Source organism: Paenibacillus jilunlii (assembly GCF_900102965.1).
Classification (GTDB): Bacteria; Bacillota; Bacilli; order Paenibacillales; family Paenibacillaceae; genus Paenibacillus_AQ; species Paenibacillus_AQ jilunlii.
This window is the reverse complement of sequence record NZ_FNGM01000019.1, coordinates 88,302-113,232: the sequence shown is the minus strand read 5'-3', so window position 1 is coordinate 113,232 and position 24,931 is coordinate 88,302. Positions and strand designations below refer to the sequence as shown.

The following is a 24,931-nucleotide window of genomic DNA, read 5'->3' as shown; positions in this document are numbered from 1 at the left end:
AAATGAAAAAGCAGAAGAATCTTGAATCCCTCTGCTACGCCAATACATCTCTACTATTTGTCCTTCCTCACCAACAGGAACAGCACTCCACATGTGTTGAGTATACAGTGTAAACTTGCTGTACAAGTCACCGAAATCCCGCATGTTAAGTACAAATTTCTGTTCACAGAAAAAAACTGTCGACAATACCTTCGACAGTCTAATAAGTTAAATATTAATTACCCCAATATTGCTGCGCAATCTGTTGTCCTTGTCTAATCTTCGCCCACTGCTCATCTTCCGTTAATTCATTGCCGCCATCACAGGACGCAAAACCGCATTGGTGAGAAAGCAATAAGCGATCCTTGTTAATGATTTGCGAAGCTTCATCAAGCATTCTAACTACACGGGCCTCATCGTCAAGCGTACTTGTTTTGGAAGACAACAATCCAAGTACAATTTCCGTCTCCGGCTTATCTTTGAACACCGCAAGCGCCTCAAGTGAGCCTGCACGTTCATCATCCCATTCCAGGAAGAAGCGGTCGTATTTGAGCTGCTTCAAGAACAGATTCGCAATCTTCGCATAGGAGCCGCCGCCCATATTACGGGAATCATAGTTGCCACGGCAATTATGCGTCCACATTTTGAGGCCCAAGCTATGACCGTAATCAATAATTGTGTTGTTGATGTCAATAAATTCTGCCGCCAGCTTCTGTACTTCCGCTTGATTGATATGCTCGCCGGTATATGGAGAGTTCGGGTTGTCGTCTGCGAACAGCTCCCATAGGCAATCGTCGAACTGCAGGATGGTTCCTCCGGCCGCAGCGAATTCCTGGACAAAATCCTTATAAGCGTTAACCAGACCGGCCTTCAGCTCAAGTCTGTCCTTATACACCGCTTCTGTTCCGCCAATGTTATCCGACCAGGACAGCTCACCAAAAATATGGGACGGAGAAGGCACGCACAACTTGGTCTCGCGGTCTCCAGCCAGAGCCTGAAGCTTGCGGTAGGCATGAAGGAAATGATGGTTCTTCGCACCCAATTCACCGATAATGCGCAGACCGATATCTTTTCGAGTCTCATATTTGGAAGCTCCGTCCGTATCTCTGAAGAAGTATCCATGATCCGCGATATAACGCTCAATTCCCTGGAAGCCCCAGACAAAGTCCAGATGCCACATCGATTTGGAATATTCCCCATCTGTCAGAATGGACAGCCCATTCTCGCTTTCTTGCTCGACTACAGCCTGAATCGCCTCAGCCTCACACTGCTCATATCCCTGAAAGTCCTGGTAAAACGGATACTGGATATCATCCCGGTGTTCAATTTGCTGTTTATATTCTAATAGCTCCGCCGGACGCAGCAGGCTACCTACGATCTGAAATCTGTTGCACATGGTTAGTCCTCCTATTCTCACACATCTCTTTCTCTTGTGTTTAAATTCTAGCATGGAGGACTTAGAGGTACGTAACACTTAAAATTGATAGCTGGTTATAGTGAAAGGTTATAGTACAGCAGCCCGGATATAAATTATCTGTTGGCTTCGTAAGACAATCGTAATACTTAGCTTAGAGAATCGTAAGCTCTCTTGCTTATTCTAATTCATGTAAGAAAAAAACGATGGGGCGTGATAAGCATGGTTAAAGGTAAATCAGGCAAAATGTTAATGAGGACGGCGGTATTGGTCTCTGGCGGTGTCCGGAATAGCCAGTGCGGCCATAAAGTAAGAATATGTAATGGGGATTGATAATTCACAACAGGTTCCCGGAATTAATCTAACTTCATAGCCAATTCGCGTGGAAGCGACCTTCGGCTTCGAGGTTTGTGCGTTGCGCAGTGGCAACTTAGAATCAGATTTTGTGAAGAGAGAAAATAGAGTTTTCAGCATAGTAGAACCTCATATTATCTAGATTTGCAATGGTTATTCTATAAAATGGGAATGTATCCCTTCCAAACACACCAAGAAAAAAGACTGTCGCATGGACAGCCCCAACATAAAGTTAACGTATACTTGGATTCCGTCTTAATCCGAGAGAACAGAAGGAGCAGCAAATGCATTAGCTAGCTGCATTCCATCCCTGAGTCCTTGTAGATATAGACGTTCGTAAAGAACGGATTGCTTCAAAGAAAGCTTATCCTCCCAATACTCAAACTCTGGCTTTCGTGCAATATCCATGGAGGCAAACAACGCTTGAAAAGCTTTGCGCTCTTCTTCAAAAGCTTGTCTAGGCTCGGATTGATGCTCAATATGTGCGGATACCTCTTCCAATCGACTCTGCATCGCCTGCAAAAACCATGCCGGAAAGCCCACCATTTCCCCTCCAAGACAGAAGTCCAAACGAAATGTTCCTGCATGTCCACTTTTTTCTTGATACATCCGATTAATGAGTTCGTCCACCTTACGACTTTGGGCCTGTACTGCTTCGTTGCTACTTAACGGAATTCCTTGCTCCAGTGATTTCTGTCCGAGTTCATTCAGCCTGCACTTTTCTTCCTCATATTTGCGCATCAGGTGCTGCATTGTACCTCATCCTTTCTGGAAAAGCTATGTCTGTAGACGATGTATAAAAATTTTAATGCGTTTATCGGTTTATTTTATTTTAATTCGATATCCGCATTAAAACAATACTTACCTCGCATACAATTTGGTTAATATTGTGAGGTGACACTGAAATGAAGCATCGCAAAGAGCCACCGGGTGACAAAAATATCATTGGAACCCGAGTGGTAGCCATTCGAAAAGTTAAGCGTATGAAACAAAAAGATTTCCTCGCCAAGTTGCAAACCTTCGGCTTAGACATTAGCCCAACCAGTTTATCGCGATTGGAAGGCCAACATAGGCTCGTGCAGGATTATGAGGTGGTTGCCATTGCGAAAGCGCTGGATGTTTCTGTTGGGGAATTGCTGGGGGAGAGTGAGTGAAGGGATAGTGGAGGATAACTCTGCTGCTGAAAGTGATTTGGCAATAAGCATAAGTACATACACAACACGTCCAAAAGATGGAGAACTGAAGCAATATCCCGCCCTGGTTGGTATACTTCGGTCTGCTTACAGGTGAAATCCATCGTGCTAGGTAGAGCATTTTGAGTAGAACTTCTTCGAATGAAAAAAACTCTCTTGCCCTTCCTCACCTTACAAATCTGCCAATGATGGCTTTTTCATATCATTAAAATTTTTACGTCTGTGACTAAGAAGATGTGTGCTGCCCGATATCGATAACAGGACATTTTTAGCTGTAACCCACCCCCTAGTCCTCCTATGGCATCAAGCTCCCGCCTTCTTGTGAAGCCCTGGCGAGTGAATAAACTTTCTAACCAGCGATTACACGTCCGCTGGCTTCTCTTTTCTCCCCAAGGTTCCATTACAGGACGGACAGCCAAACTTTGGGGATTCTCCTCCTACGTTTTAATTTCCTAAATTAGTTCACTCATTTAGCACTATCTTTGCTGTTTTTAGCTTTTATAATAAATTTGTATATATGCTCAATAGTTTGGTCGTAATCTTCCTTTAATTGATGTTCCCAGACTCGAAGAATGTTCCATTCATTTGTCATGTAATAACTAGTGATTTCAGCATCTCTTTGTTTATTTCTCGCTATCTTTTTCTCCCAGTACTCAATGTTACTTTTCGGATAATGACCATGTATATCGCAATAATGCCAGAAGCATGAGTCTATAAAGAGAACGATTTTATACTTTATTATGGAGATATCGGGTCTTCCGGGTAGGGCTTTAGTATTCCTTCTGAACCGTAATCCTCTTTGCCATAAATCTTTGCTTACCATGGATTCTAATTTGGACACAGAACGTATCGATTTCATCATCTTACTTCTAGTTTCACGTGAGACTGTGTCAACCATTTCTTCACCCCTCAAATAATTAAGCTATCGAATTATTAATATTATTCTATAATATTAAAAGAAATTTGCTATAATGAAAAATGGAACTTAATAGAAAAGGTGATGAGGTATGGCAGGCGTAACTGTTGCAGAATATTTAGGTCAAAGAACAGATATAGACCTTATTAAGATTGAACCGGCAGGCCAAAATGAATTATGTCCTTTTATGGAGGGTAAGCTCTGCCATAAAAAAGTCCCAGTATGCTCTATAAGAAATAAAGGAAAACTATGGATAGTTTGTGAAAATAGATTATGCAGTTCTAAAAAAACTATACCAGATCCTGCTTACCCTAAAAACAAAAATAAGAAATTGAAATTGCCTCTCTCAGCATATCAAAAAGAAGTGCTACTAAACATTGCAAGAGCATCATTTTCAGACACTCTTAACTATAGTGATGTTGCGGTAAAAAGAGAAGTTTCCATAAAGGCTAATGACCTGAATAATTACAGCGCTGATTTTGTAATGACTCTTCATAATGGAAAAACAAAGTTACCTGGGCCTGATAGAGTGGTTTTAGAAATGCAAGGTGGTGGAGAAACTTCCAACACGGGGCTTATTTCAAATCATTTAGCCCTTTGGGCTTCTGATCCACACAGAACCAATGAGATGTTAAGAGAAGAGATTAAGAATGTTGGAACTATTGAAACAAACGCTTGGCGACGTCAACAGGAACAATTCATAGTTAAGGGTAATGTTGCTATGATGACATGGAAAGGATACGGTATCATTTTCTGTGTCGGAGAACTACTTTACGATTATATTTGGAGGAAAATTGAAAATAAAGCAATCTTACCACCTTTGAAAGAACACAACTGGACTCTAGCATTCTTAGAGATATGTGAAGATCATAATAAGACTATTGTGCCAGGCCCTCTTCCATTGAAGATAGGCAGGAGACTCTTCACTAATTATCATACTTTTGTGCATGCTCTTATTAATCAAGGGGAACCAAGTCCAGAAACTTTTGCAGGTGAATTTGATCGCCTAGATGGAACAGTAGTTAACATTCCTAGAGAAGGAAACTAAAACAAAGACCAGGCTTTTAAAGCTTGGTCTTTGTTTTAGTTAATTCTGTGCGACAGTTATTAACCTTCTCCCGATCCATTCAATAACAGGCACAGCCACAGCATTTCCTAAAGTTCTGAATCTATTTGCGTCCACCCCACTGGAAATCCCTGTAGTCTCTCGTATTCCGAAGGGAGCATCCGTCTTACAGACAGCGTCTGAGCTGCCTCTGGAGTCAAGTGTATAGGTTTCTCCATCATTTCGATATCCTTTTGCTTGGGGTCCTGCAGAAGCCTTTCTTCCAATTCCGGCATGCTGTATAGCGTAGAGAGTTGAAGACAGATTGCTCTCGCTAAATCTGGAGGCAGAGGCTTCTTTCTTTCCCAAGCCCTGTCTAGAAGCGATAGTAATTGCGCCCTGTTCAAAAAGTACTTCAGAGGCGCGTTGGCTTCCACGACTTGCGACAATGTAGACTCTTCTACGTCGTTGGGGTGTTCCAAAGTATTTTGCATCCAGTACTCTCCACGCCACACCATACCCGAGTTCAGCCATTGTTCCGATGACGACTTTGAAATCATCTCCTTTATTACTGTTAAGTAATCCGGGAACATTCTCGACAATAACCCAATCAGGTCTTCCTTGCTCGATGAGTTCGGCGTATTTATAAAAATGTCCGCTTCGGTCTCCTTCGAGACCTTTTCTTTTCCCTTGATTGGCAAGGGATACGTCTTGGCAGGGGAATCCGCCACACCAGACTTCTGCTTGAGGTACTTCATCGATTGTGACATCTTTTATGTCTCCTATTAATTTAACATTTGGCCAATGCTTGCGTAGAACTTTTTGTGCAAAAGCGTTCCACTCGCATTGAAAAACAACTTCCATTCCTGCACGTTCAAGACCCAAGTCAAATCCGCCTATACCACTGAAGAACGAAGCTACTTTTAACATATCTATCAACCTTTCAAATAGAGAACGTATGTTCTTTATTCTACAAAGAAATAAAAAATCCTGCTTTGAAGATTAGAATTATTATAGCATATGAATATGACCATGGCCAGAAGAATTTGTCGAGTTATAACAGTTGAAGGTAATTCTTATCCTTTCATCTATTAATCAAAATTCATCCTCCATTTTTCGGGTTAGTCACCTTATACTCCACTTTTACATTTCCATTTTTCGATAAGAATCACCCTGTCTTCCGATTTTATAGTGCTTTAAAACACGCTGGACCTCCCCTTGTTCCCCCCTATATAAAAGTACAAACAAAACTATTCCTATATCCCATCTTTTCTTGGTAAATTTAGAATATAAGTTGGTCTTCATTATGGCTCTACGTTTAAAATTTTTCATTTTTCCTAGTGAATTGCTCTGCTCAAGCGACTTCTGACCAAGTTAGTTCAGCTTATTTCTTTCTTCCTCAAATTCGTGCAACGTCCTTCGTTACCTCCAATCATCTCCTTATTGTAAAATTCCGGAAAACAATAAGTACTTTTAATGCGATAATCGGTTTATTATATTTTAATCCGATTGTCGCATTAAAACAATACCTTTCTCACATACAATTTAACTTAAAATGAGAGGGATTTGGAGTGAAACATCGAAAGGAGCCTCCGGGTGACAAAATATCATTGGGACCCGAGTTGTTACACTTCGAAAGGCCAGGCAAATTAAGCAAAAGGAATTTCTCGCAAGGCTACAAACCTTCAGTTTAGAAACTAACGGCTCTATGAATAAGACGCTTATTTGAGGCTTCTTTCCTACAAAAGGACTTAAACTAAATATATTGCAATAAATATTAAAAAAAGGGGCTCGGAACGCCGCCCCTCTTTATCATTATGCCCAATATTTCTCCGATTCAATTCTCATTTCGCACTAACAGTGAGCAACACTCCACTTATTTCACATAAGTGAGATATCAAGTAAAACTCAAGAAATACGTAGTTGAAGAATTGCGTAATTACAAAGTAATTCAAAATAAAAATTATAATGAAGATATTGATCTGGTAATAGTGAATGATATTGGGAAACCACTTCATCCTCGTTCACTAAGTGGTAGCTACGGCAATTTGATTAAGAAATTGAATTGGGACAGAATTCGATTCCATGATCTCAGACATGTACATGCAACATTGTTACTAAAAATAGGCGAGCATCCAAAAGTTGTTGCCAAACGTCTTGGACATTCAAATACTAAAATGACAATGGATATCTACAGTCAAGTAACATCAAATATGCTGAAGGATCTTCTCTTCGGTTTGAAAAGTTCATACAAGGGCATTATTGTTTTCTGGAAAGTCCAGTAGGTCTTTCAATTACATAAAAAAGATCTGAAATGGACTCGGATCTTAGAATAATTTATTTATCAAGTTCTTCATCAATGGCATCCCTTAAATCGGAGATTTCCTTAATGCTATTTTCTATATATGTTTCAAACTCAATAATGACTTCATCCAGGTTAATCCACAGATCATCACCATTTGTGGCGATTGCCGCACCAGTGTCCTCAATAATATAGTCGCCGTAACTCTTAGAAATCCAACCAACTGCTTCTTTAACACCATCAACAAACAATTCTATACTAATTTCGTCTAAAGAGCCTCTTTCTGGGAAGATGTCTCCAACTGAAGTCAACTCAAGCTTTGAGCTTTGACCATAAAGTGTAATTAACCTCCTATTAGGTTCGAAAACTTCTGTAACAATACTATCCTCTATTTTTGAATACAAATCTTCCAAGTAGTTTTCAAGATCCGTCATCATCTCATCCCAACAATCTTTTAATTGCTCGTCTGAATTCATTAGAATATCATCATCCCATGAGCTCTCGGTTCCTAATATTCCTGAATAAACTATCCTTTCTAAAGCGATTATTACACCTCTTTGCTCTTCTTGCTTGAATGAATTGAACCTTTCTTCCCCCTCTTCAATCATCTCTCTTATTTCATCGATGTACGCTTTGAATTCACTTATATACTCTTCCGTTACTGAGATGATATTATAATAATCTTCACTTTCTGTTATCTGTTGAATAACATCCTCTTCCGATGGTGTAATCTCAATACCAGCTTCCGAGAAATATATTTCATCATACTCTAATTGGTGTTCATCAGCCATCTCATTTTCGATTTCAAGCCATAATTGTTCAACCTCAATCTCTTCATATGTCTTAAACATTTCTTTATATTTTTCTTCTACTCCATCGAATACAGAATTAACTTCTGCTATCATGTCTTTCGTATCATTATATAACTGGTTACAGACGGGCTTGTTATGTGCTACCATGTTTCTTGAATTCTTCAGAAACTCCCAATATCCTGGAAATTGCTCCCCTAATATTTCAACAAAATATTTATTCCAAATATCTTTATCTTGAGAGCTGGCTTTATATTCTTCAATTAGTAAATTAACTGTATTAGTATCAATGTCAACAGAAGTTACATTATTTATGAACTCCTCTTTAGAGACGGGTTGTATATCATAGGCTGACTTTAATAATGTCATTAAATCATCAATTTGAAGATTAAAAAGCTCCGTTTTAACGCTTTTAAAATCTTCGTATTTTCTACGATACCAGCCTGAAAAGCCGTCAATCTTCTGCGATAATTCCTCACTAATTCTTTTTGTCCAATCAAACCCATACTTATTTACCAAAAATTGGACAATCAATTCTCTAAATCGGTTCTCTAGTATATGTATTAACGAGTATAATTCTGAACATACCTTCTCATTCTGAGTATCTTTTTGCCAATACACGCCTTTGAACATTGAGTTGAGTACGTTCTTACTTCTGACCTTTAAATTGTAAATATCATCTTGCAATGAAGTCGATTCGATTGAAGTTTCTAATGTAAAATCAACAATGACATTCTCATCAGTAAATGTTCGTTTATCCATATTGATTGAAAACTGATTATGATTATAATCAAACGTCGCTGATAAAGTTACAGTCTTATCATATACATGTAATTGCGGATCCATATTTGTTTTCTTCTCATTTACAGTCAAATTCACTTCAGTCTGTAGTTTGTTAATAATGTTCTCTAACAGCTCTTCATCACTTTGCTTTGGTTTAAACAGCAAGAATATGTATTGATTCCCCCATTAATGTCAGACTCCTTTTCTACTTGATCGCTTGCACTTTCGATTTTGTTTGCCCTCAATTTAATACTAGTGTAAAGATACATCCGTGGTTATCATATCGTTGTCAATCACGGTCGTACTTACGAGAAAAATCTTACTATTCAAGGACTAATACCGCCGCACCCTCCACAAGTGTTGAGTGTATAGAATATATATAATTCGAAGCCTTTAATATTATTACTTAAGAGATAGTTGCATTCTCGACATGTTAATACTAGATTTTCAATACTGTTACTTCCGCCCGCAGCCTTAGGCAGAATATGTTCGATTGTTGTCACTTCAAGATTACTTAGTAGTTTTCCGCAATTCGCTTCCATTTTGAAGATCAAGTAGACTACTTTTTATACCACTCATTTTATTATCCCCCCATTTTGAATGCGTAAATTAGTAACCGTTAAGCTCCAACTTTTAATCATAACGTTGAACAAACATTAATATACTCACCAATTCAAACAGTGAGTATTTTCTCTTGCTTTTTCTTCTTTTCTTCCATTTCCTCATTAGTTTTTTGCTGAATCAAATCAACAAATAAATCATCATAATCTTTTTCACTATTTATACTACGAAATTCACCATCCAAAGATTTATCTTCACCACGATTTATTATATTTTCAAATAAATTTTCCACTAACTTTCTAGCTTTAGCAAAATCACCTGTACCAGAGGTTTCATGTAATATTTGGTAGATGGTTTGAGTTTTTTTATCATTTTCAACATCTCCGATATTAATTGCATTCTCAAAGTTTGATATCGAGCAGAACACTCTAATGTCATCGTTAATTTTTAATTCTAGAATTTTTTTACAATTTGTAAACTGGGCTTTTAATGTAGAAGAGGAATACTTAATATGATTATCTACATCGTGTAGAACATCGTAACTAGAGCTAAACTGGTTAAGAATTTTCATCAGGGTTGCAATTGTGGCTTTTCCCCTAGCACGAATAATATGTATATTGTTATGTCTTTGCTTAGCAAGGTGTTTAAAAGCAATATACTCAGTGTCTCCTTCAACAATTACTACTTTATCCGCAAAGAAGAATTCATTAACATATGAGTCAACATAGTTTAAAATTTTCATATTTTGAATATCATCCTCATCAAACTGCTCACTAACAGATTTGTATAGTTGAATCGCTTCTTTTTCTCCAACACGAAAAACCTGAATAGAGGTATGTCTCTCAGATAAATCTATCAGTATTGGCGAATGAGTCGAAATCATCAGTGGCATTTTCTGCCCAATTTTATAAAGTGAACGACTTAACGCTCGGACTGCCTCTGGATGCAAGAAAGCTTCTGGTTCATCTATGAGTAACAATTTATTTTCATTTTCATCTAAGAGCTTTTTTTCAATCATATTTTGAATGAGATATATTAAACTCATTCGTTGTAGACCAGTACCTTGATTTGCTAAAGACATTTTTGTTGATATATTACTGTCAATATGAACATTTGAATTTGTAGACTTTAATATATCCGTAGATGAAAACCCTTCACTCTCGCCACCTACAACATTCAAAGATAAATGCTCATTAGAAAATAGAACTCGCAAGTTATCGGAAACATCGTTACTTACTTGTTCAAGTATTTTATCCGTGTTTAATTTAATCCTTCTTAGAAACTCAGGATATGACTTTTTGATTTGAGAGTATTCCTGTGCTAATTGAAACATTTCTTTCTCTTCTTCAGGGTCTCCATTAAAATCTTCAAGCTTTTGTAAATCATTTTTGATTATTTCTGAATAAATATTCTGAATTAAGTCATTAATGTCATCAGGTAACATAGAGGGAGTTATGTAAAATGGTTTATTGTTTAACACCTCTTCCAATTTATCTTTCGATTCGTGGGTACCTTTAATTTCAGCATCATTTTCATCATAAAAACTAGGTGCAGACTCTTCTTTATATTTCTTCACAATAGTGACTTTATCTTCACCAGATTCAAAAACCGCTTTTAGGACAATATTCTTCCTTCGTTCAGAAAAACAGTCGTTTGGGATAGTCTTCGCTTTTGTCTCTTTTTGAAAAAAACAGTTGATAGCTTCTAATATAGTTGATTTACCTGTATTATTTCTTCCAGTTAAAATAGCGATTGAATCCTTAGAAAAGTCGATTGTATACTCCTCCTTAAAGACCTTATAATTTGTTACACTAAAATTAGTCAATCTCATTGGTTCTCCCCCCTAATTAACATAGTTAAATTCTACCATATACCTACTGTTTATTATATGACAATAAATATTAAAGAACCAACTTAGAGCCAGTTCCTGAGAGGATTTTACTTAACAACATTAGTACGCAATTTTATTGTAACTTCTTTCCATTAGACAAAGCATTGAAACTAACTTCCGTTATTAACAAAAAAGAGGAGCTCTCCGGGCCTTATTACAAATCCCGCCAATACATCCCCGATTTAATTGTCCTCCCGCCTTAACAGTCCCCCCAACAAATGAAAAGCCGACAACCTAAATCGAATTGGGTTTTCAGTTTAATAATTACAACTATTCGCTAGGTAAGAATAAGTCTTAATTATCACTACCCTGTCCATTTACCGGGCACCTCCTTGCCCACCTATGATCATTCACAGGTTAAATTCATTCATTTCACAACGTCCCACGCCGCAATTCATAAAAACACCGCACCACTGGATGCTTCAAACTCATCGTCTCCGACATTCCTAAAATCCGCTTTTTCCCAACCCTCCTGTCCACCAGAGCCAGAATATTCAATACAATATCATTACTCTCTAAGCTCTCCTCTACAGGTGTAGTTAAAAACTTATTAGCCATCACGATAGAATTCGATTTGCTTAATGCAGCCTGTGCTGACATTAGCTCTTTGGCATGTTCGGAATTTTTTTGGCTTCTGGTCATGACGATTAGGCGATCCTCCGGCACGTTCCCCTGGCAGCTTTTCTGACCGTTTCAATGTCGTCATTGCTGATAGGAATCTGGATATCCGGACATTCTTGATTTCCAAACGCAGGACTTAGAAAGCCCTCCAGTTGTTGCTTCAATTTGCTCCAGGACATGTTATCCCCTCCATTATACAAAAAGAGGAACGGCTTCTGGCTCAGGGCTTGCCCCCGCTCCATTCACCCGATCCTCAATCTTTTCAATCAATGATATAACTCTCCATCGCCCTCAATTGGCCTTATCCCGAAATTACCGCCGAACTTTGGATAGCCAACCTCCTCTGCAAGTAAGCCTTCAAATGAGGATCAACACAGTAGATATAGCATCCCTTCGTTCCCCGGGTCATTAACGTCCTGTAGGTGTTTCGTATAATTTGATCGGCCATTCGGAGCGCCTCGTCCTTATCTTTCTTATACAAGGTCTTGAAGCCTGACAGAGATTTATCCGTTTTTGCACGTTTGAACGGATCGGTGATGATACGGTTATTCTCAAAACGCATATCTTCGCCAATGATGACTCCGACATAGTCAAATTCTAGTCCCTGTGAGGTATGTATGCAGCCCACTTGTTCGATGGATTCAGGGTCGATTGCCCAGGTCGTCGTATTGTTCAAGTTCCAGCTCATGAAGAATTGGTAGCGGTCTAATTGGATATCATGAACGCCAGGATTGTTCTTTCCATCCGTCTTCCAATCCCAGCAGTATCCGGCAAGCATTCTTGCCTTATTATTGATCTGATTCTTGCTGAAAATTTCGTCCCGTAATTCATTCGGGTCATCATAGAGTCGAATGTCATAATCGAAATCGAAACCATCTGCGTTAGCCGTTTCACGAATACCCAGGACGTCATCGAGCCATGCCAAATATCCATCAGAGCCATTGCAACGGAATTGAGAAGCCAATGTCAGTTCCGTAATATCCGCATCCATTTGCTTCGCATAATGTCTAATCTGCTCTTTGCTGCCCACATCGTGCATCGCGATCTTCTGATATTCATCGATAAAAAATACAGAAAACCGGGCAGCGCGGATGATCTCCATGGTTTGATTAATTCCTTTATTTTTGAAGAGACCCGACTTTTCATTTAAGCGATGCGCCTCGTCAACAATCAAGCAATCGAATTCATTGGGCAATGCTTCATAGTACACACCTGATCCCTTAAACAAGTTATCAATGACCGATTTCTTCACGTTTTGCTGAAGCTTTTTCATGTACACGGCACGCGGCGCGCTATTCTTAGTTACATATTGGCAGACTAGTTCTCGTGCCGTAAGCTCTACCAGAAGATTAATTCCGAGAACCGACTTCCCTGTCCCTGGTCCGCCTTCGACAATCAGAACTTGCTTTTTTCCCGACTGGGCCTGTTTCGCTAATCTTAAAGCTTCTTGATAAGCAACATCCTGATCGTCGATCATAATGAATTCCTGATTTCCCTGGAGCATACTGAGGAGTGAATCCTGCAGCGATTTGGAGGGTTTAATTTTGCCATGCTCAATAAGGTACAGCGATTTGGTTCTATCGGTCTTTTTAATATAGGTAGTAATAAACCCTCTTAGCTTCAGTGCATCTCCCTTGGAGAAGATCGGCGCTTCCTCAATGTACGGATTATAGACTGGATGCAATAGAGGATCGTTATCTTTCTGTATATAGTTATGCAAATAAGCGCACGGGTATAGTTGGACCGCTTCGTTCTGTACGCTCTCGTTGTAATCATGAATTAGCCTTGCATAGGACCATGCCTGCTTCGAAGGATGCTGTGTGTTTGTCTTTGTTCTGTTATAGACAGTTTTAACGAGACCATCTGCATCCTCAACCGTCTCCACTTCTGTCCACTGCTTAAGCTCAATGATGACGACAGAGTATTGATCTTGTTCGTTCAGGCCCGTAATCATGAAGTCGACTCTTCTCGGGGTCGCTGGAATTCTATATTCTATCGCGATTCCTACGTCATCTGGAATGGTCGATGTGTTTAATACTTTATAAAGATAGTTCATGGAATTGTTCCATGCGTTGATTTCGCCCATGGCAGCCCTGCCGATTTTTTGGACATACTGGTTATGAATCTTTACCGCAATGCTGTCTTCGGTCACATCATTCATAAATTGTTGTTTGGTCGATTCATAGATAATCATGGAACTCTCCCCTATTCGTTCACTGCCGCGTACTTTTTTGTGAACTTCCCTTAGAACTGGATACCGGATATTTCTCCGCGTTTTTGTTTATTTTCTGAAGGATAGCGTCCTTTACGTCAATATTTAAATCATGAACGAGCGTTAGCGTGTAGATGAGAATATCAGCGATTTCATCCTGCATGTCTGAATAATGTTGCTCTATGGCTTGCTGGCTGTTCTTCCATTGGAAGAGTTCCAGCAGTTCGCTTGACTCCAACGAGATAGAGAGAGCCAGATCTTTGGGATCGTGGAATTGCTTCCAGTCCCTTTCGTCACGGAATTGAATAATTTTCTCGATTAGTTCGTCCATTTATACCTCCGTCATGTTGCTCAAATTCAATCTCTAACACTTGCTCTGCACAAAATAATGATAGCCCAATCCTCAATGTAAATCCACGAAATTCCTAAAATTACACAGAAAAGGACTCCTGTTAATCAGAAGCTGCTCAGCCCGAAAGCAAACGTATTATGAACAATACCGCTTCTCTCTGACCGAGGATCACATGCCCAATGCCAGAATATAATGTTACTCTGCCTCACTTAATTTGCTATACTCATCCATTGCTTTTTGCATTTGCATAATGTGGCGTTTGGCATGTTGACATAGAAAATAGATATATTGATAAACATCAATTTTGCCTAAGTTGTTTACCGTCATTGTAGTTTTATAAAGTATTCCTTCTCCGTTTTTCATCTCTTTCAAAAGCTCTTTGCATTCGTTAATTTGATTATCTAGTAATGTTCTTATTTGTCCTATTTCTGTTTCTCCCTTAGGCTCCATATGCTCTGGTCTGATCCAATCAAAAGACTTATGTATAGCTATTGCTTCAAGTTCTTGTAAATTAATTTGGTTTGATTCTATTATTGTATTCAAGTCTTTCTTTTTTGATAGTTCAATTGCTTTTCGCTTCCCTTTTCTAATTAAAATTAATAAAAAGTGATTTGTTAATGTTACATGCTCTAATATTTGTTCAATACTCCATCCGACCTGAGGTTTAAAGGATAGTACTTCGGAATTTAAAGTAAACCAGTTTTGATAGTCACTTAATGTCTGAGATAATTCCTCATCTATAACGTTAATCGCTTGATTTACATTCATGTTTTCACCAGCTTTCGAGTTATCTATGAATTGCCGTACCTTTTATTATGTAAGCTCAGAAACACAACAGAAAGCAAAGCTCTATATCCCACAATGGTATAAATAAAATCCACCTTCAGCCAACCTATCAGCAAATGAAATCATCTTTTCAAATTGCTTAATGAGTTCATCCCGATCGTAAACTAACTTTTCATAATGACCCGATTATCCCCCTCCCTCAACCACAACAAATTCCCCAGTAAGTTCTAACACTAGCGGTGAGTTTAGTAATAAGTTTCTCCAAGAGGAAAATATGCTTTTTAAGGTACCCGCAGATTTCTTTTCAAAAAGAGTCACGCCATGATAGTTTATCCCTGCACACACCGGTGTCTCATGTAACGCTGGATTTCTACTTGGAATCCATTTTAATGTATCACTAATGTACATAATAATGTCATCATGTATTACCATACTATCGATGACCTTATGATTATTTTCTCTATTCATCCAAAAGCGTTCCACATCAATTGTAATAGGAATGAGATAATATTCATGTTCTAATGCCATGTATTCCTCCTGAAATTTTATACTAGACAAACCCATCCTCAGGTTCCCCCACCTCAAACCCCAATACCTTTGTCGCTTCTGATTTAAACCGTTCTATCCAAGAATCCCAATCGTTCTGATTCATCTGTGCATAAAATGATAATCCGCTTGGCTCAACGGATGCCTGCATATAAACATCATCCTCTTCCTGCCCAAACCAGTGTGGAATCCCATCTATGTACCCTATCCAACCAGGCATAAGCTCATATATATTAGCAACTTTATTCCATACTTCATCAGGTAGATGAGCCCATATATTCAGATTACAATGATGAGCGTGTATTCCCTCCATTAGCCTTCCCCCCTTAGCCTTACCTTCAATTAGGCTTCAATTACATCCTACCATATGTTGGAATCCTCTTCCTATCTTAGAACATCCACTTATAGGCGCCCCTAAAATATGTACTGCCATACCTGGCCAGACCAACAGAAATACCCTCTCCGTGAAGAGAGGGCGGTCTTCCTTAACTTCTCTTAGTTCATCAACTCATAGAAATACTTCGATTCCTGGGTCTTGTAGAGACTATACCAGGCCTTCAATTTTTCTGGAGTCATTACATCCAGAGCTTTCAAGACATGTACAGTGAATTCCAGCGGGGCTATGCCGGATGCAGTAATCAGTTTTCCATCCGTTACAACAGACTGCATTTGGTAAAACTCTTCACCGGTGTACACAGGACAGATCATTTTGAGATACTCCAGATCATTGCTTGTATGCGGGCGTGAATTCAGCAACCCTGCCTGCGCAAGCGCCATTGTAGCCCCACAAATCGCTGCCACTAATATATCTTCCTGTATACATCTCTCAGCGAGTTGGAGGATAGGCTCATGGATGGCTTCAGTCCATGTATTTCCACCGGGTAGAATCAACGCATCTGCGCTTGCAATGCTGCACTCCTTCAGTGTGATGTCTGGCATTATTGTCAGTCCGCCCATTGTAGTGACAAGAGTCTTCTCATTGGCTACAGTAACTATTTTAGACGGGGCCAGCCCCTTCTTATAGTACCTTCCCGAGTTCAGTTCTGCCGTTAAGTACCCTATTTCCCAGTCGGCCATGGTGTCGAATACATATAGATATACCGTATTATTCATTTGTAAGTCCTCCTCAGGGATTCATGTGCACCCTATAATTTCTATATTATAAAATAGCTTCACTGACAGCAGCTGTCAGTGAAGCTATTAAAGCTGAACATATTCCATTAAGTCTTGGTGTAACAGCAGCAAGCTTATCCTTCAAGCTCTGTGGTTCTATGATCCGGGGGAAGCAGACGAACAGCACAGCTACCCGATCCCGACAATCGACCAATTATTATCGACTTTCGGCGATAACGTCCCCTGTTCCTTGATGTAGCTGACCAGCATATCCCGGACGCTGCAGGACGACTCCCAATGTTTGGACCTGCTGACCAATTTGGACGCCTTCAACAAGCTGCTGTAGCGGTAATTGTTGACGGCAAGCTGCAGCTGCTGCGTATCGGCAAGCGGTTGGCCTTGGTACAGCACATTGATGATCCGGTGACCGGCTGGCTGCGACAGATCGATCTGGTAATCGATCCCGGCGAACATATCATAGAGGTAACTGGGCACCTCAGGATTGGCAGTGATCTCACGATCGCCCGGCTGCCACTGGTTGAAATGCGTTGCCGAGACTTCCATATAGGCTCTAAGCTCTTGGCCGGTTACAGTCACAACGTACAGCACATTGTCGAATGGATAGATGCGGTACACATCAGCGTAAGTTAACGGCCCCTGCTTCAAATCCGCCGTATCTGCGAATAGGCTTGTGGCGGCAACATCCGCCCCGCTGGCCTGCAGCATCGCCTTCTGAATCAGCGTAATGACCGCTGTATCCCGCAATCTTCCCGCCGGTATTCCGCCCGTCTCCGCCTGCGGCTGGAAGTCGGCGGCCGCATAACCCAAGATGCTGCCGGCTGCTTCTGAAGATGAGTCTCCGCCTCCCTGGCCGCTGAAGGTCATCGTCTCTTCATGCGCTTCCGCAACCAGCTTCCGGAATTCCGGGTCAGGCTCCCAGCCGGCCATATCCACAATCGAGACTTCCTTGTTCACCACCCGGGGCCTTGCACCATCCAGCTGAACGGTCAGGTCGAAGCGGACCACCTCCCGTCCCCGGTCGCGCGGCCCTCCTATAACGGTATCCCCGATCCGTTCCTTAACGGTAATATGCATATGCCCGACGAGCAGCACATCTGCCTCAGGAACAAGCTTCGTAATGCGCTCAGCAGAATCCGAGCCGCCTTCTTCATCGAACTCGGCTACCATTCCCGCATGAGCGCTGATGACAATAATGTCGGCCTTGCCTTCAGCCCTCAGGGAGGCAGTAATCTGCTGCGCCGTTTCAGCCATGGGGCCAAAGTGCAGCGCATCCACCTTCCCGGCGTCCCAGCGCGGAATATTAGGATTAGTCAGTCCGATCACTGCGATCCTGACGCCTTGGATCTCAATTAGCGTATACGGCTCTGCGAACCGTTCTCCGCTGTGATACGCGGCATTCGCAGCGAGCACAGGGAACTCCAGCTCCTGCCTGAACTTCTCGATCAGGCCAAGCCCGAAATTAAATTCATGGTTGCCGAGGGTCATGGCCGCATAACCCATTGCATTCAGCGCCGCCGAGACCGGATGTATGCTATCCGGCCGCTTATTGTAGATATCATCAGTCAGCATATTCCCCTGGAACACGTCACCGTTATCCATGAGGATGACTTCTGCTCCACTGTCCCTGACTTCCCTGACATAGGCGGCGACTCTGGCCATCCCGTCATTCGTTGTCTCGTGGCCGTCTTCATACCGGTAGCCCCACAGATTTCCGTGAAGATCCGAGGTGGCGATCATTACGATATTCAATAGTTTGCTGGAACCAGCCTGTATAGTCATCCCTTCATCCTTCTTCCCTCTTCCGCCCTAATTACTTCAGAATCGCCCCTGCGGTAAAACTTTTCTCCATCTGGTCACTGAACAGCACATAAGCCAGCAAAATGGGCAATGTCGATATGACCATAGCTGCTGCGAGCGGCCCCCAGCTGATGCTGTATTGACCGCTGAAATTCATCAGGCCCAGCGGCAGCGTCCTCAGCTCTTGCTTTTGAATAAAGGTGGACGCCATCAGGAGCTCATTCCACACCGCCAGGAACACGAAGATCGCTACCGAAGCAAGCGGCGGCTTGAGCAGCGGCAGCACTACCTTGAAGAAGGACTTCACCACCCCGCACCCGTCCATAAATGCGGCTTCTTCCAGCTCCTTCGGCATGGTCCGCAGAAAAGCCGACAGCATGTATACGCCAATAGGCAGATTCACCGCAATGTACGGCAGAATAATGGACAATCTTGAGCTAAGAATCCCCAGATTCTTGAGTATCATGAAGAGCGGAATTAGCGTAGCATGAATTGGAACCATCACACCCATCAGGAGAATGAACAATATGAGACTGTTATATTTGAATTTCATCCGTGTTAACGCATAGGCCATCATCGAAGCAAACAGCAGCACAAACAAGAGTGTAACCAGCGTGACAATCACACTGTTGCCAAAGAATTGATTCACTTTGGCACTGACCCACGCCTCTGTAAAATTGCTTAAGCGCCACTCTGCAGGGAGCGCCCAGACTGTCCCGCCAATAATCTCTGAATTATCCTTAAATGCACTGATCACAAGCCAGTAGAGCGGAAACAGCTGGAGGACGGCGATAATGATCATCAGGATATAGATGCTTGAATTCTTCGTTTTTCTGAGCATGACCGGTCCTCCTTAATATTCAATTTTCTCTTGGGTCAATATTTTATTAAGCACCCAGGAAATAATGAGGCATTCCAGCACCATAAATACCGCAAGCGCACTGCCATAACCGAAATTCTGCTTCAGGAAGGCTTCCTGGAACATTTTCAGCGCAATCACTGTTGTTGAATTCAGGGGTCCCCCGTTAGTCATTACGTACACACTTTCGAACGTCTTCAGGGCATAGATCACATTCAGGACGATACAGATCCGCAGCACATCGGACAATAGCGGAAAGGTAATATGACGCACAGCTTTCCAGCCTGTCGCTCCGTCCAGCTTCGCCGCTTCATAATACTGCTCCGGTATCCCTTGTATCCCGGCGAACAGGATCAGCATATTGTAACCGACATAATGCCAGGTAGTCACGATCAGGACGGACAACAGTGCCGTCTTCGTATCTCCAAGCCAGGCCCCAGTCCAGGCACCCAGTCCAAGGGTATCCATCAATGTGTTCAGCATGCCGATGTTCGGATCATAGATTTTGACCCACAGCAGGCTGACCATTGTCGTTGACATCACTACCGGAAAAAAATAAATATTGCGGAACCATTTACGTCCCTTCATCTTCCGGGAGACCAGCAGCGCCAATGCAAACGAGACCGGCAGCTGGATAAACACGCCTACCAGCAGGAAAGCAAGGCTATTCCATACCGCCTGCCAGAAGCTTTTATCCATCGTAAACATCTTGGTGTAGTTGTCCAGTCCAATGAAGGCCATCGGGTTAATGCCATCCCAATCCTGGAGACTGTAGTAGGCGGTCATCACAATAGGCACAAAATAAAAAATCAGAAAAACAGTTAATCCGGGCAATAAAAACAAAGCGATTATTTTTTTATTAGAGAGCGCTTTTTCCATCACTTACCCACCTGTCAAATTACAGAAAGCCGATGCGGCCCCAGTGACTGCATCGACTTTCCTGGAATATTGTATTAAACGCTGCCGCCTTGAGGGGAACTGTGTAAGGAATCCTTCTTACTCGGCTGTACGCAGCAACGTCTCCAGCTGAGCGGTGAACTCATCGGCTGTAAGCTGCCCGCCATATAATGCTTGTGTCAGATCACGGTATTCCTGGCCTACATCTGCTGACAACAGACCGAACCACATCGCCTGCGTTTTGCTGGTCTTATTTATATCCGCCGCATACGCTGAGAGCTCCTTATTCTGTGATTCGGACTTCACCTCGCTCTTGGCGTACCCAGGGAGACCTTTTCTGACAAATTCATCATTAAGCTTCAAAGATAAACGGATGGCAAATTCCTTCGCTTTATCCACATTTGCGGAGCTGTTGTTCACGAACAATGAGTATGGCGCCTGGGCGTTCTGGAAGCCGATGGTTGCACTGAGGACATCCTCTGCCCCCGTTTTAGGGAACGCAATATAGCCCAGATTGTCACCCATTGCCGTAGACAGGGAGGAGAAGTTAAAGCTTCCGTCGATCCACATCACAGCCTTATCATTCTTGAACAGCTCTTGTGCATCCAGGTAAGCGGAGCCGAGGAAGCCTTTCTGGAAGGCATTTGAATTCACCAGGGTGACCACCTTATTCGCCGCCTCAACGAATGGTGGATCTGTGAACTTCGCCTGTCCGTTAATCGCCTTATCGAAGGCATTCACATCCTCACGGGCTACGAGCATATCGTAGAGCAGATCCGCTTGCCATCTTTCTTTTCCGCCCAGTGCAATGGGAATCATGCCTTTATCGTTTGCAGTTTTGATCAGCGCCTGAAGATCCTCCCATGTTGCTGGAGCAGCAGCGCCAAGTTCGCTTATCAGTTTTTTATTATAGTAAAGAACAAGGGTTGTACTGATGTTAGAAGGAACCGAATAGATGTTGCCATCCTCTTCAGTCACCAGCTGGTTGTCCAGGAATTGTGCGCCAAGGCCCGTGGAATCCAGGGTGTCGTTAAGCGGAGCCACTGTCTTCGACTGCAGAACAGGGGTACGGTAGGACTTGCCGGCATGCTGCTGGAATACGTCCGGAAGCTCATTGGCGGCAAGTGCCACACTCAGTTTGGTTTTGTAGGTCTCATCTTGAATGTATTCATACTTCAGTTCAACGCCTACTTCCGCTGCGGTAGCCTCAGCTGCTGACTGGTACATCGGATCTGCATCGAAAATCCACAGCGTGACAGATTTCTTACCATCTGCTGCCGCCGCTTCCTGACCCTGGGTTCCCCCATTGTTTGCTTCCGCACCTCCGCACGAAGTAAGCACTACACTGACGAGCGCGGCGGATGCTGCAACAACCCCAAACTTTTTACCAAACATCTGATTTGGACCACCTTTCACAATTTACGGATACGAACCACAGGTACAATCTTAACAAGTAAGAAGCCAGGTTCGAATGGAGATATATTGGCTCTGGCAGTAAAATTTTTAGGTATGTCATGTTACTTTACATCCACTTTACGTTTCTCCTTATGAATAACATCAGGTTTACACAATAACCGGTTTGCATCAACAAAAAAGCCCGGCTGAATAACCGGACTCCTGCTGGCAACGGCTCAATATTTCCCGGAATAGGTTCCTCCGTATACTTTATTCGGGGTAATTCCGTACTTCTTCTTAAAGCATTTGCTGAAGTAGAACGGATCTCTGTAGCCGACCTGATGGGCGATCGTTGCTACCTTGGGAACCGAAGCATCCTCGGTGGCCGCCCCCTGGCGCAACAGCTCCATGGCTTTGCCCAGGCGGATATTCGTCACATACTCCACGAAAGACTCGTTAGTCTCCTTCTTGAAGACATGACTTAAGTAGCTCGGATTCACGAAGAGGGCACTCGCTGTGCTCTGAAGCGATAAGGTATCCTCGGCATAATGTGCAGTCACATACGCAGCTGCTTTGTGGATCAGCCGTTTCCCGCTGCCCTGGCGTCCTCCATCCTCAGAAGTCTGGTCCGCGGCCGGCTGCTGCCCCCCGTAACCCGCCTCTATTTTCAACCGGTTAATGTAACGTTCCTCTTCCCATTTCTCCTGCAACTGCGCACGGATGGTATTCAGCGCCTGTTCAACCGCCTCCTCATCAACGGGCTTCAGCAAATAATGATCCGCTCCGAGCGAGATCGCCTGCTGGGCATACGTGAAGTTATCATAGCTTGTGATGAAAATCAGCTTAGCCGCTGAGTCTAAGGCTCGGACGGCCTTCACAAAATCGAGCCCGTTCATATTCGGCATTTCAATATCTGTAATAATCAGATCAATCGGCTGTTCCTCCATGATCCTCAAGGCTTCCGAACCGTCTTCCGCCTCTGCAGCCACTTCGAAACCGGCAGAAGTCCAGTCTATCAAATGGATCAGCAGCTGCCTGAAATAATATTCGTCATCTACGATCAGGACGCGTGCTGCCGGCGCTGTAGTTCTCATTCAGCGATCCCCTCCCCCTGCTCGTCCGCTTGCATAATCAGCGGCAACCGTACCTTCACTTCTACTCCATGTCCCGGTTCAGATGACAGGACGATACCATAAGCTTCGCCGAATCTCAGCTGAATCCGGTCCTGGATATTCTTAAGTCCGAAGCTGTACTCCTCTTCTTCACTGGAACTTAACCAGATCTGCCGCTGTTCCTCTTCACTCATGCCTTTGCCGTTGTCACGGACTGTAAAGCACAGAATACGCTCCTCTCCCGACCTTTCGATAGAGCCGGTAATCTCACATAAACCTCCGTCCGGCATCCCTCTGATTCCATGGTGAATCGCATTCTCGACCAGAGGCTGGAGCAGCATCGTGGGTACTTGGCAGGACTCGATTCCCGGTTCAAACGAAATCCGGTAATTCAGCTTTTTGAAGCGGATCTGCTGAATGTACAGATAGCTCTCCAGATGCTTCTTCTCCTGTGCAGCCGCAATCAATTCCTGTCCGTTGCTAAGTGAAATCCGGTAGAACTCCCCAAGCGCCTTCAAGATACTGCTAATCTCCTTAGCATTCGTCATCACAGCCATCGCACGAATCGTGTCCAGCGTATTATATAGAAAATGCGGTTTGATCTGCGAATACAGCAGCCTCAGCTCCAACAGCCGCTTGGTCTTCTCTTCCGTTTCAATGGTTAGCATCAAGTCCTGAATATGCTCTACCATTTCATTAAATGTCGCACCCAGCCTGCCTATTTCATCCTGGCTGCCGGCAGTTGCGCGTCTCTCGAAATTCCCGGCCCCCACCTCAACAATAACCTCACTTAGCTCGCTAAGGGGCCTGGTCAGCCGGCGCGCGAATACAACCGACAGGACCAATGCGGACAGCATGCTGATCAGCCCGAAAACGGCTATGGATAAGGCGATCTTCCAATATCCGTTGGTCAATTCCGAAGTGGGAACAAGGTGGATTACCTTCCAGCCATAGGGATCAAGTCTTTGTAAGGATACCAGATAGCGCTTGTCTCCCACCCGCTCGGTCGTGCTTCCTCCAGATGCCGACTTCACCCACCGGGCAAGCGAGTGATCCTCAACGGTGCGGCTGACGAGTGCAGCTTCATACGCGGAGATCACCACTCCCTCCTGGTTGATGACCAGGGTAGGATTCTGATTATCCTGTTCATTATGGTACAGCCGGGCGAGCGTCCGTTCGTCAATATTGACATAAATATAACCGATCGGCGTCCCCTTCTCCATGCTCATAATAACTCTGCACACACTAATCATATTCCTCTCAGTCATCCCCGACAGAAATGAAGGCTTCAGCGTATCTACCCAGACCGCACCGCCTTTTGCCGCATCAATCTTATCTTTGGGATAGATGGCGAGACTCTGCGAAGTCACACCGGTCAGGTTGGAGGTATAGTAGAGATCACCCCCGATCGATTCGATAATGACCGAGTCGATATTAGGCTCTGTCTCCAGCATTGCAGCCAGCGTGTTATGTATGGATTTTAGCGCGGAGACATCCCCGTCTGCTCCGGTATCCCGGCTAAGCACATTCTGTGTATCCTGGTTAATCAAAGCAAATTTCGAGAAGTTCTGAACCGATTGGAACACGGTCTCCATAGACTGGCTTACCAGGTTCACTTCCTGCTGCGAGCTGGCTGAAGTTCTGCGCAGCGTCTGATTAAAGACAATTCTATGAATACTTAGAACGAATATCACCAGAGCCAGTAGAACAATAAGGATGTTACTGATTAGAATCTTCCTCCGAAGCGGCATATTCTGTCTGAACGCCAAAGATTTAACCGCCCGGAATTTCTTCAAGAGGGATTGGTGAGACAGTAGCTTCTTCATATTCCCCTCCGATGTATGTTGAATCGTTCAGTATCATCTGCCGCTTGTTATCCCTCACTATTATACACAACCATTCAACTCTATCGGAAGACTGCGGGTTTATTTTTAAAATAGCTTCACTGACAGCTGAACATATAATAAAGACGC

Annotated in this window: 22 protein-coding genes and 1 pseudogene; 3 read left to right on the top strand and 20 right to left on the bottom strand. The window is 42.8% G+C overall.

The genetic code is table 11. The annotated features are described in order from the left end of the window. Positions 1 to 214: 214 nt before the first annotated feature. Both BLQ82_RS25450 and BLQ82_RS25445 read right to left on the bottom strand, forming a co-directional pair. Positions 215 to 1,375, bottom strand: a complete 1,161-nt coding sequence (locus tag BLQ82_RS25450; RefSeq protein ID WP_062524258.1) for a cobalamin-independent methionine synthase II family protein — start codon at positions 1,373 to 1,375, stop codon at positions 215 to 217. A gap of 627 nt (positions 1,376 to 2,002) precedes the next feature. Beyond that, entirely contained in the window at positions 2,003 to 2,500 is a 498-nt protein-coding gene (locus tag BLQ82_RS25445; RefSeq protein WP_062524256.1) for a hypothetical protein, read from the bottom strand. Between the two features lie 152 nt (positions 2,501 to 2,652). On the opposite strand from BLQ82_RS25445, the gene BLQ82_RS25440 reads away from it, so the two are divergent. Beyond that, complete coding sequence (locus BLQ82_RS25440) at positions 2,653 to 2,901, top strand: helix-turn-helix domain-containing protein (RefSeq protein WP_062524254.1); 249 nt, start codon at positions 2,653 to 2,655, stop codon at positions 2,899 to 2,901. A 505-nt stretch (positions 2,902 to 3,406) separates the two neighbouring features. On the opposite strand, the gene BLQ82_RS25435 is transcribed toward BLQ82_RS25440, so the two are convergent. After that, entirely contained in the window at positions 3,407 to 3,838 is a 432-nt protein-coding gene (locus tag BLQ82_RS25435; RefSeq protein ID WP_062524251.1) for a very short patch repair endonuclease, read from the bottom strand. A 109-nt stretch (positions 3,839 to 3,947) separates the two neighbouring features. On the opposite strand from BLQ82_RS25435, the gene BLQ82_RS25430 reads away from it, so the two are divergent. Further along, a complete protein-coding gene (locus BLQ82_RS25430; protein WP_062524249.1) occupies positions 3,948 to 4,904 on the top strand; it encodes a hypothetical protein in 957 nt (318 codons plus the stop codon). Between the two features lie 39 nt (positions 4,905 to 4,943). Here the strand turns inward: BLQ82_RS25430 and BLQ82_RS25425 are convergent, their stop codons facing one another. Beyond that, a complete protein-coding gene (locus BLQ82_RS25425; RefSeq protein ID WP_074648631.1) occupies positions 4,944 to 5,831 on the bottom strand; it encodes a DNA cytosine methyltransferase in 888 nt (295 codons plus the stop codon). A gap of 959 nt (positions 5,832 to 6,790) precedes the next feature. Between BLQ82_RS25425 and BLQ82_RS33005 the strand changes: the two genes are divergently transcribed. Next, complete coding sequence (locus BLQ82_RS33005) at positions 6,791 to 7,186, top strand: tyrosine-type recombinase/integrase (RefSeq protein WP_062524245.1); 396 nt, start codon at positions 6,791 to 6,793, stop codon at positions 7,184 to 7,186. A 52-nt stretch (positions 7,187 to 7,238) separates the two neighbouring features. On the opposite strand, the gene BLQ82_RS25410 is transcribed toward BLQ82_RS33005, so the two are convergent. The 16 genes and pseudogenes from BLQ82_RS25410 to BLQ82_RS25335 all read right to left on the bottom strand — a co-directional run bounded on the left by BLQ82_RS25410 (position 7,239) and on the right by BLQ82_RS25335 (position 24,784). Next, positions 7,239 to 8,960 (bottom strand): hypothetical protein, encoded by a 1,722-nt coding sequence (locus tag BLQ82_RS25410; protein ID WP_062524243.1) that lies wholly within the window; start codon positions 8,958 to 8,960, stop codon positions 7,239 to 7,241. A gap of 161 nt (positions 8,961 to 9,121) precedes the next feature. After that, complete coding sequence (locus BLQ82_RS33260; protein ID WP_425281128.1) at positions 9,122 to 9,337, bottom strand: HNH endonuclease; 216 nt, start codon at positions 9,335 to 9,337, stop codon at positions 9,122 to 9,124. Between the two features lie 131 nt (positions 9,338 to 9,468). Next, positions 9,469 to 11,187: an ATP-dependent nuclease gene (locus tag BLQ82_RS25400; protein WP_062524241.1), complete on the bottom strand. Its 1,719-nt coding sequence runs from the start codon at positions 11,185 to 11,187 to the stop codon at positions 9,469 to 9,471. A 432-nt stretch (positions 11,188 to 11,619) separates the two neighbouring features. Further along, a pseudogene (locus BLQ82_RS25395) lies at positions 11,620 to 11,978 on the bottom strand (SF0329 family protein); the annotation flags it as partial. 191 nt (positions 11,979 to 12,169) lie between these two features. Beyond that, a complete protein-coding gene (locus tag BLQ82_RS25390; protein ID WP_062524238.1) occupies positions 12,170 to 14,062 on the bottom strand; it encodes a DUF2075 domain-containing protein in 1,893 nt (630 codons plus the stop codon). A gap of 19 nt (positions 14,063 to 14,081) precedes the next feature. Beyond that, positions 14,082 to 14,411 carry a MazG-like family protein gene (locus BLQ82_RS25385; protein ID WP_060862720.1) on the bottom strand — a complete coding sequence of 110 codons (330 nt, stop codon included), beginning with the start codon at positions 14,409 to 14,411 and terminating at the stop codon, positions 14,082 to 14,084. Positions 14,412 to 14,627: 216 nt separating this feature from the next. After that, positions 14,628 to 15,200 carry a DinB family protein gene (locus tag BLQ82_RS25380; protein ID WP_062524236.1) on the bottom strand — a complete coding sequence of 191 codons (573 nt, stop codon included), beginning with the start codon at positions 15,198 to 15,200 and terminating at the stop codon, positions 14,628 to 14,630. Between the two features lie 204 nt (positions 15,201 to 15,404). Further along, complete coding sequence (locus tag BLQ82_RS25375) at positions 15,405 to 15,746, bottom strand: hypothetical protein (protein ID WP_143013547.1); 342 nt, start codon at positions 15,744 to 15,746, stop codon at positions 15,405 to 15,407. A gap of 22 nt (positions 15,747 to 15,768) precedes the next feature. After that, complete coding sequence (locus tag BLQ82_RS25370) at positions 15,769 to 16,077, bottom strand: hypothetical protein (protein WP_062524232.1); 309 nt, start codon at positions 16,075 to 16,077, stop codon at positions 15,769 to 15,771. Positions 16,078 to 16,259: 182 nt separating this feature from the next. Continuing rightward, positions 16,260 to 16,877, bottom strand: coding sequence for a type 1 glutamine amidotransferase family protein (locus tag BLQ82_RS25365; RefSeq protein WP_062524230.1), 618 nt, complete (start codon positions 16,875 to 16,877; stop codon positions 16,260 to 16,262). Positions 16,878 to 17,066: 189 nt separating this feature from the next. After that, positions 17,067 to 18,677 carry a bifunctional metallophosphatase/5'-nucleotidase gene (locus tag BLQ82_RS25360; RefSeq protein ID WP_062524228.1) on the bottom strand — a complete coding sequence of 537 codons (1,611 nt, stop codon included), beginning with the start codon at positions 18,675 to 18,677 and terminating at the stop codon, positions 17,067 to 17,069. A gap of 31 nt (positions 18,678 to 18,708) precedes the next feature. After that, positions 18,709 to 19,536 carry a carbohydrate ABC transporter permease gene (locus BLQ82_RS25355; RefSeq protein ID WP_062524225.1) on the bottom strand — a complete coding sequence of 276 codons (828 nt, stop codon included), beginning with the start codon at positions 19,534 to 19,536 and terminating at the stop codon, positions 18,709 to 18,711. 12 nt (positions 19,537 to 19,548) lie between these two features. Beyond that, positions 19,549 to 20,433: a carbohydrate ABC transporter permease gene (locus tag BLQ82_RS25350; protein ID WP_062524223.1), complete on the bottom strand. Its 885-nt coding sequence runs from the start codon at positions 20,431 to 20,433 to the stop codon at positions 19,549 to 19,551. A gap of 117 nt (positions 20,434 to 20,550) precedes the next feature. Then, the gene (locus BLQ82_RS25345) at positions 20,551 to 21,846 is read right to left on the bottom strand and encodes an ABC transporter substrate-binding protein (RefSeq protein ID WP_062524221.1); all 1,296 of its coding nucleotides are present in this window, start codon (positions 21,844 to 21,846) and stop codon (positions 20,551 to 20,553) included. 236 nt (positions 21,847 to 22,082) lie between these two features. Next, entirely contained in the window at positions 22,083 to 22,940 is an 858-nt protein-coding gene (locus BLQ82_RS25340; RefSeq protein WP_062524219.1) for a response regulator transcription factor, read from the bottom strand. Then, the gene (locus BLQ82_RS25335; RefSeq protein WP_062524217.1) at positions 22,937 to 24,784 is read right to left on the bottom strand and encodes a cache domain-containing sensor histidine kinase; all 1,848 of its coding nucleotides are present in this window, start codon (positions 24,782 to 24,784) and stop codon (positions 22,937 to 22,939) included. The genes BLQ82_RS25340 and BLQ82_RS25335 overlap by 4 nt, the downstream gene beginning before the upstream one ends. Positions 24,785 to 24,931: the final 147 nt, after the last annotated feature.

Bases quoted from the DNA above. Each gene is read 5' to 3' on its own strand.
- BLQ82_RS25355 (WP_062524225.1), bottom strand. From the start codon at position 19,536: ATGCTCAGAAAAACGAAGAATTCAAGCATCTATATCCTGATGATCATT.
- BLQ82_RS25385 (WP_060862720.1), bottom strand. From the start codon at position 14,411: ATGGACGAACTAATCGAGAAAATTATTCAATTCCGTGACGAAAGGGAC.
- BLQ82_RS25375 (WP_143013547.1), bottom strand. From the start codon at position 15,746: ATGGCATTAGAACATGAATATTATCTCATTCCTATTACAATTGATGTG.
- BLQ82_RS25430 (WP_062524249.1), top strand. From the start codon at position 3,948: ATGGCAGGCGTAACTGTTGCAGAATATTTAGGTCAAAGAACAGATATA.
- BLQ82_RS25365 (WP_062524230.1), bottom strand. From the start codon at position 16,877: ATGAATAATACGGTATATCTATATGTATTCGACACCATGGCCGACTGG.
- BLQ82_RS25380 (WP_062524236.1), bottom strand. From the start codon at position 15,200: ATGAATGTAAATCAAGCGATTAACGTTATAGATGAGGAATTATCTCAG.
- BLQ82_RS25390 (WP_062524238.1), bottom strand. From the start codon at position 14,062: ATGATTATCTATGAATCGACCAAACAACAATTTATGAATGATGTGACC.
- BLQ82_RS25340 (WP_062524219.1), bottom strand. From the start codon at position 22,940: ATGAGAACTACAGCGCCGGCAGCACGCGTCCTGATCGTAGATGACGAA.
- BLQ82_RS33260 (WP_425281128.1), bottom strand. From the start codon at position 9,337: ATGGAAGCGAATTGCGGAAAACTACTAAGTAATCTTGAAGTGACAACA.
- BLQ82_RS25450 (WP_062524258.1), bottom strand. From the start codon at position 1,375: ATGTGCAACAGATTTCAGATCGTAGGTAGCCTGCTGCGTCCGGCGGAG.
- BLQ82_RS25425 (WP_074648631.1), bottom strand. From the start codon at position 5,831: ATGTTAAAAGTAGCTTCGTTCTTCAGTGGTATAGGCGGATTTGACTTG.
- BLQ82_RS25370 (WP_062524232.1), bottom strand. From the start codon at position 16,077: ATGGAGGGAATACACGCTCATCATTGTAATCTGAATATATGGGCTCAT.
- BLQ82_RS25445 (WP_062524256.1), bottom strand. From the start codon at position 2,500: ATGCAGCACCTGATGCGCAAATATGAGGAAGAAAAGTGCAGGCTGAAT.
- BLQ82_RS25400 (WP_062524241.1), bottom strand. From the start codon at position 11,187: ATGAGATTGACTAATTTTAGTGTAACAAATTATAAGGTCTTTAAGGAG.
- BLQ82_RS25440 (WP_062524254.1), top strand. From the start codon at position 2,653: ATGAAGCATCGCAAAGAGCCACCGGGTGACAAAAATATCATTGGAACC.
- BLQ82_RS25360 (WP_062524228.1), bottom strand. From the start codon at position 18,677: ATGACTATACAGGCTGGTTCCAGCAAACTATTGAATATCGTAATGATC.
- BLQ82_RS25350 (WP_062524223.1), bottom strand. From the start codon at position 20,433: ATGGAAAAAGCGCTCTCTAATAAAAAAATAATCGCTTTGTTTTTATTG.
- BLQ82_RS25335 (WP_062524217.1), bottom strand. From the start codon at position 24,784: ATGAAGAAGCTACTGTCTCACCAATCCCTCTTGAAGAAATTCCGGGCG.
- BLQ82_RS25345 (WP_062524221.1), bottom strand. From the start codon at position 21,846: ATGTTTGGTAAAAAGTTTGGGGTTGTTGCAGCATCCGCCGCGCTCGTC.
- BLQ82_RS25435 (WP_062524251.1), bottom strand. From the start codon at position 3,838: ATGGTTGACACAGTCTCACGTGAAACTAGAAGTAAGATGATGAAATCG.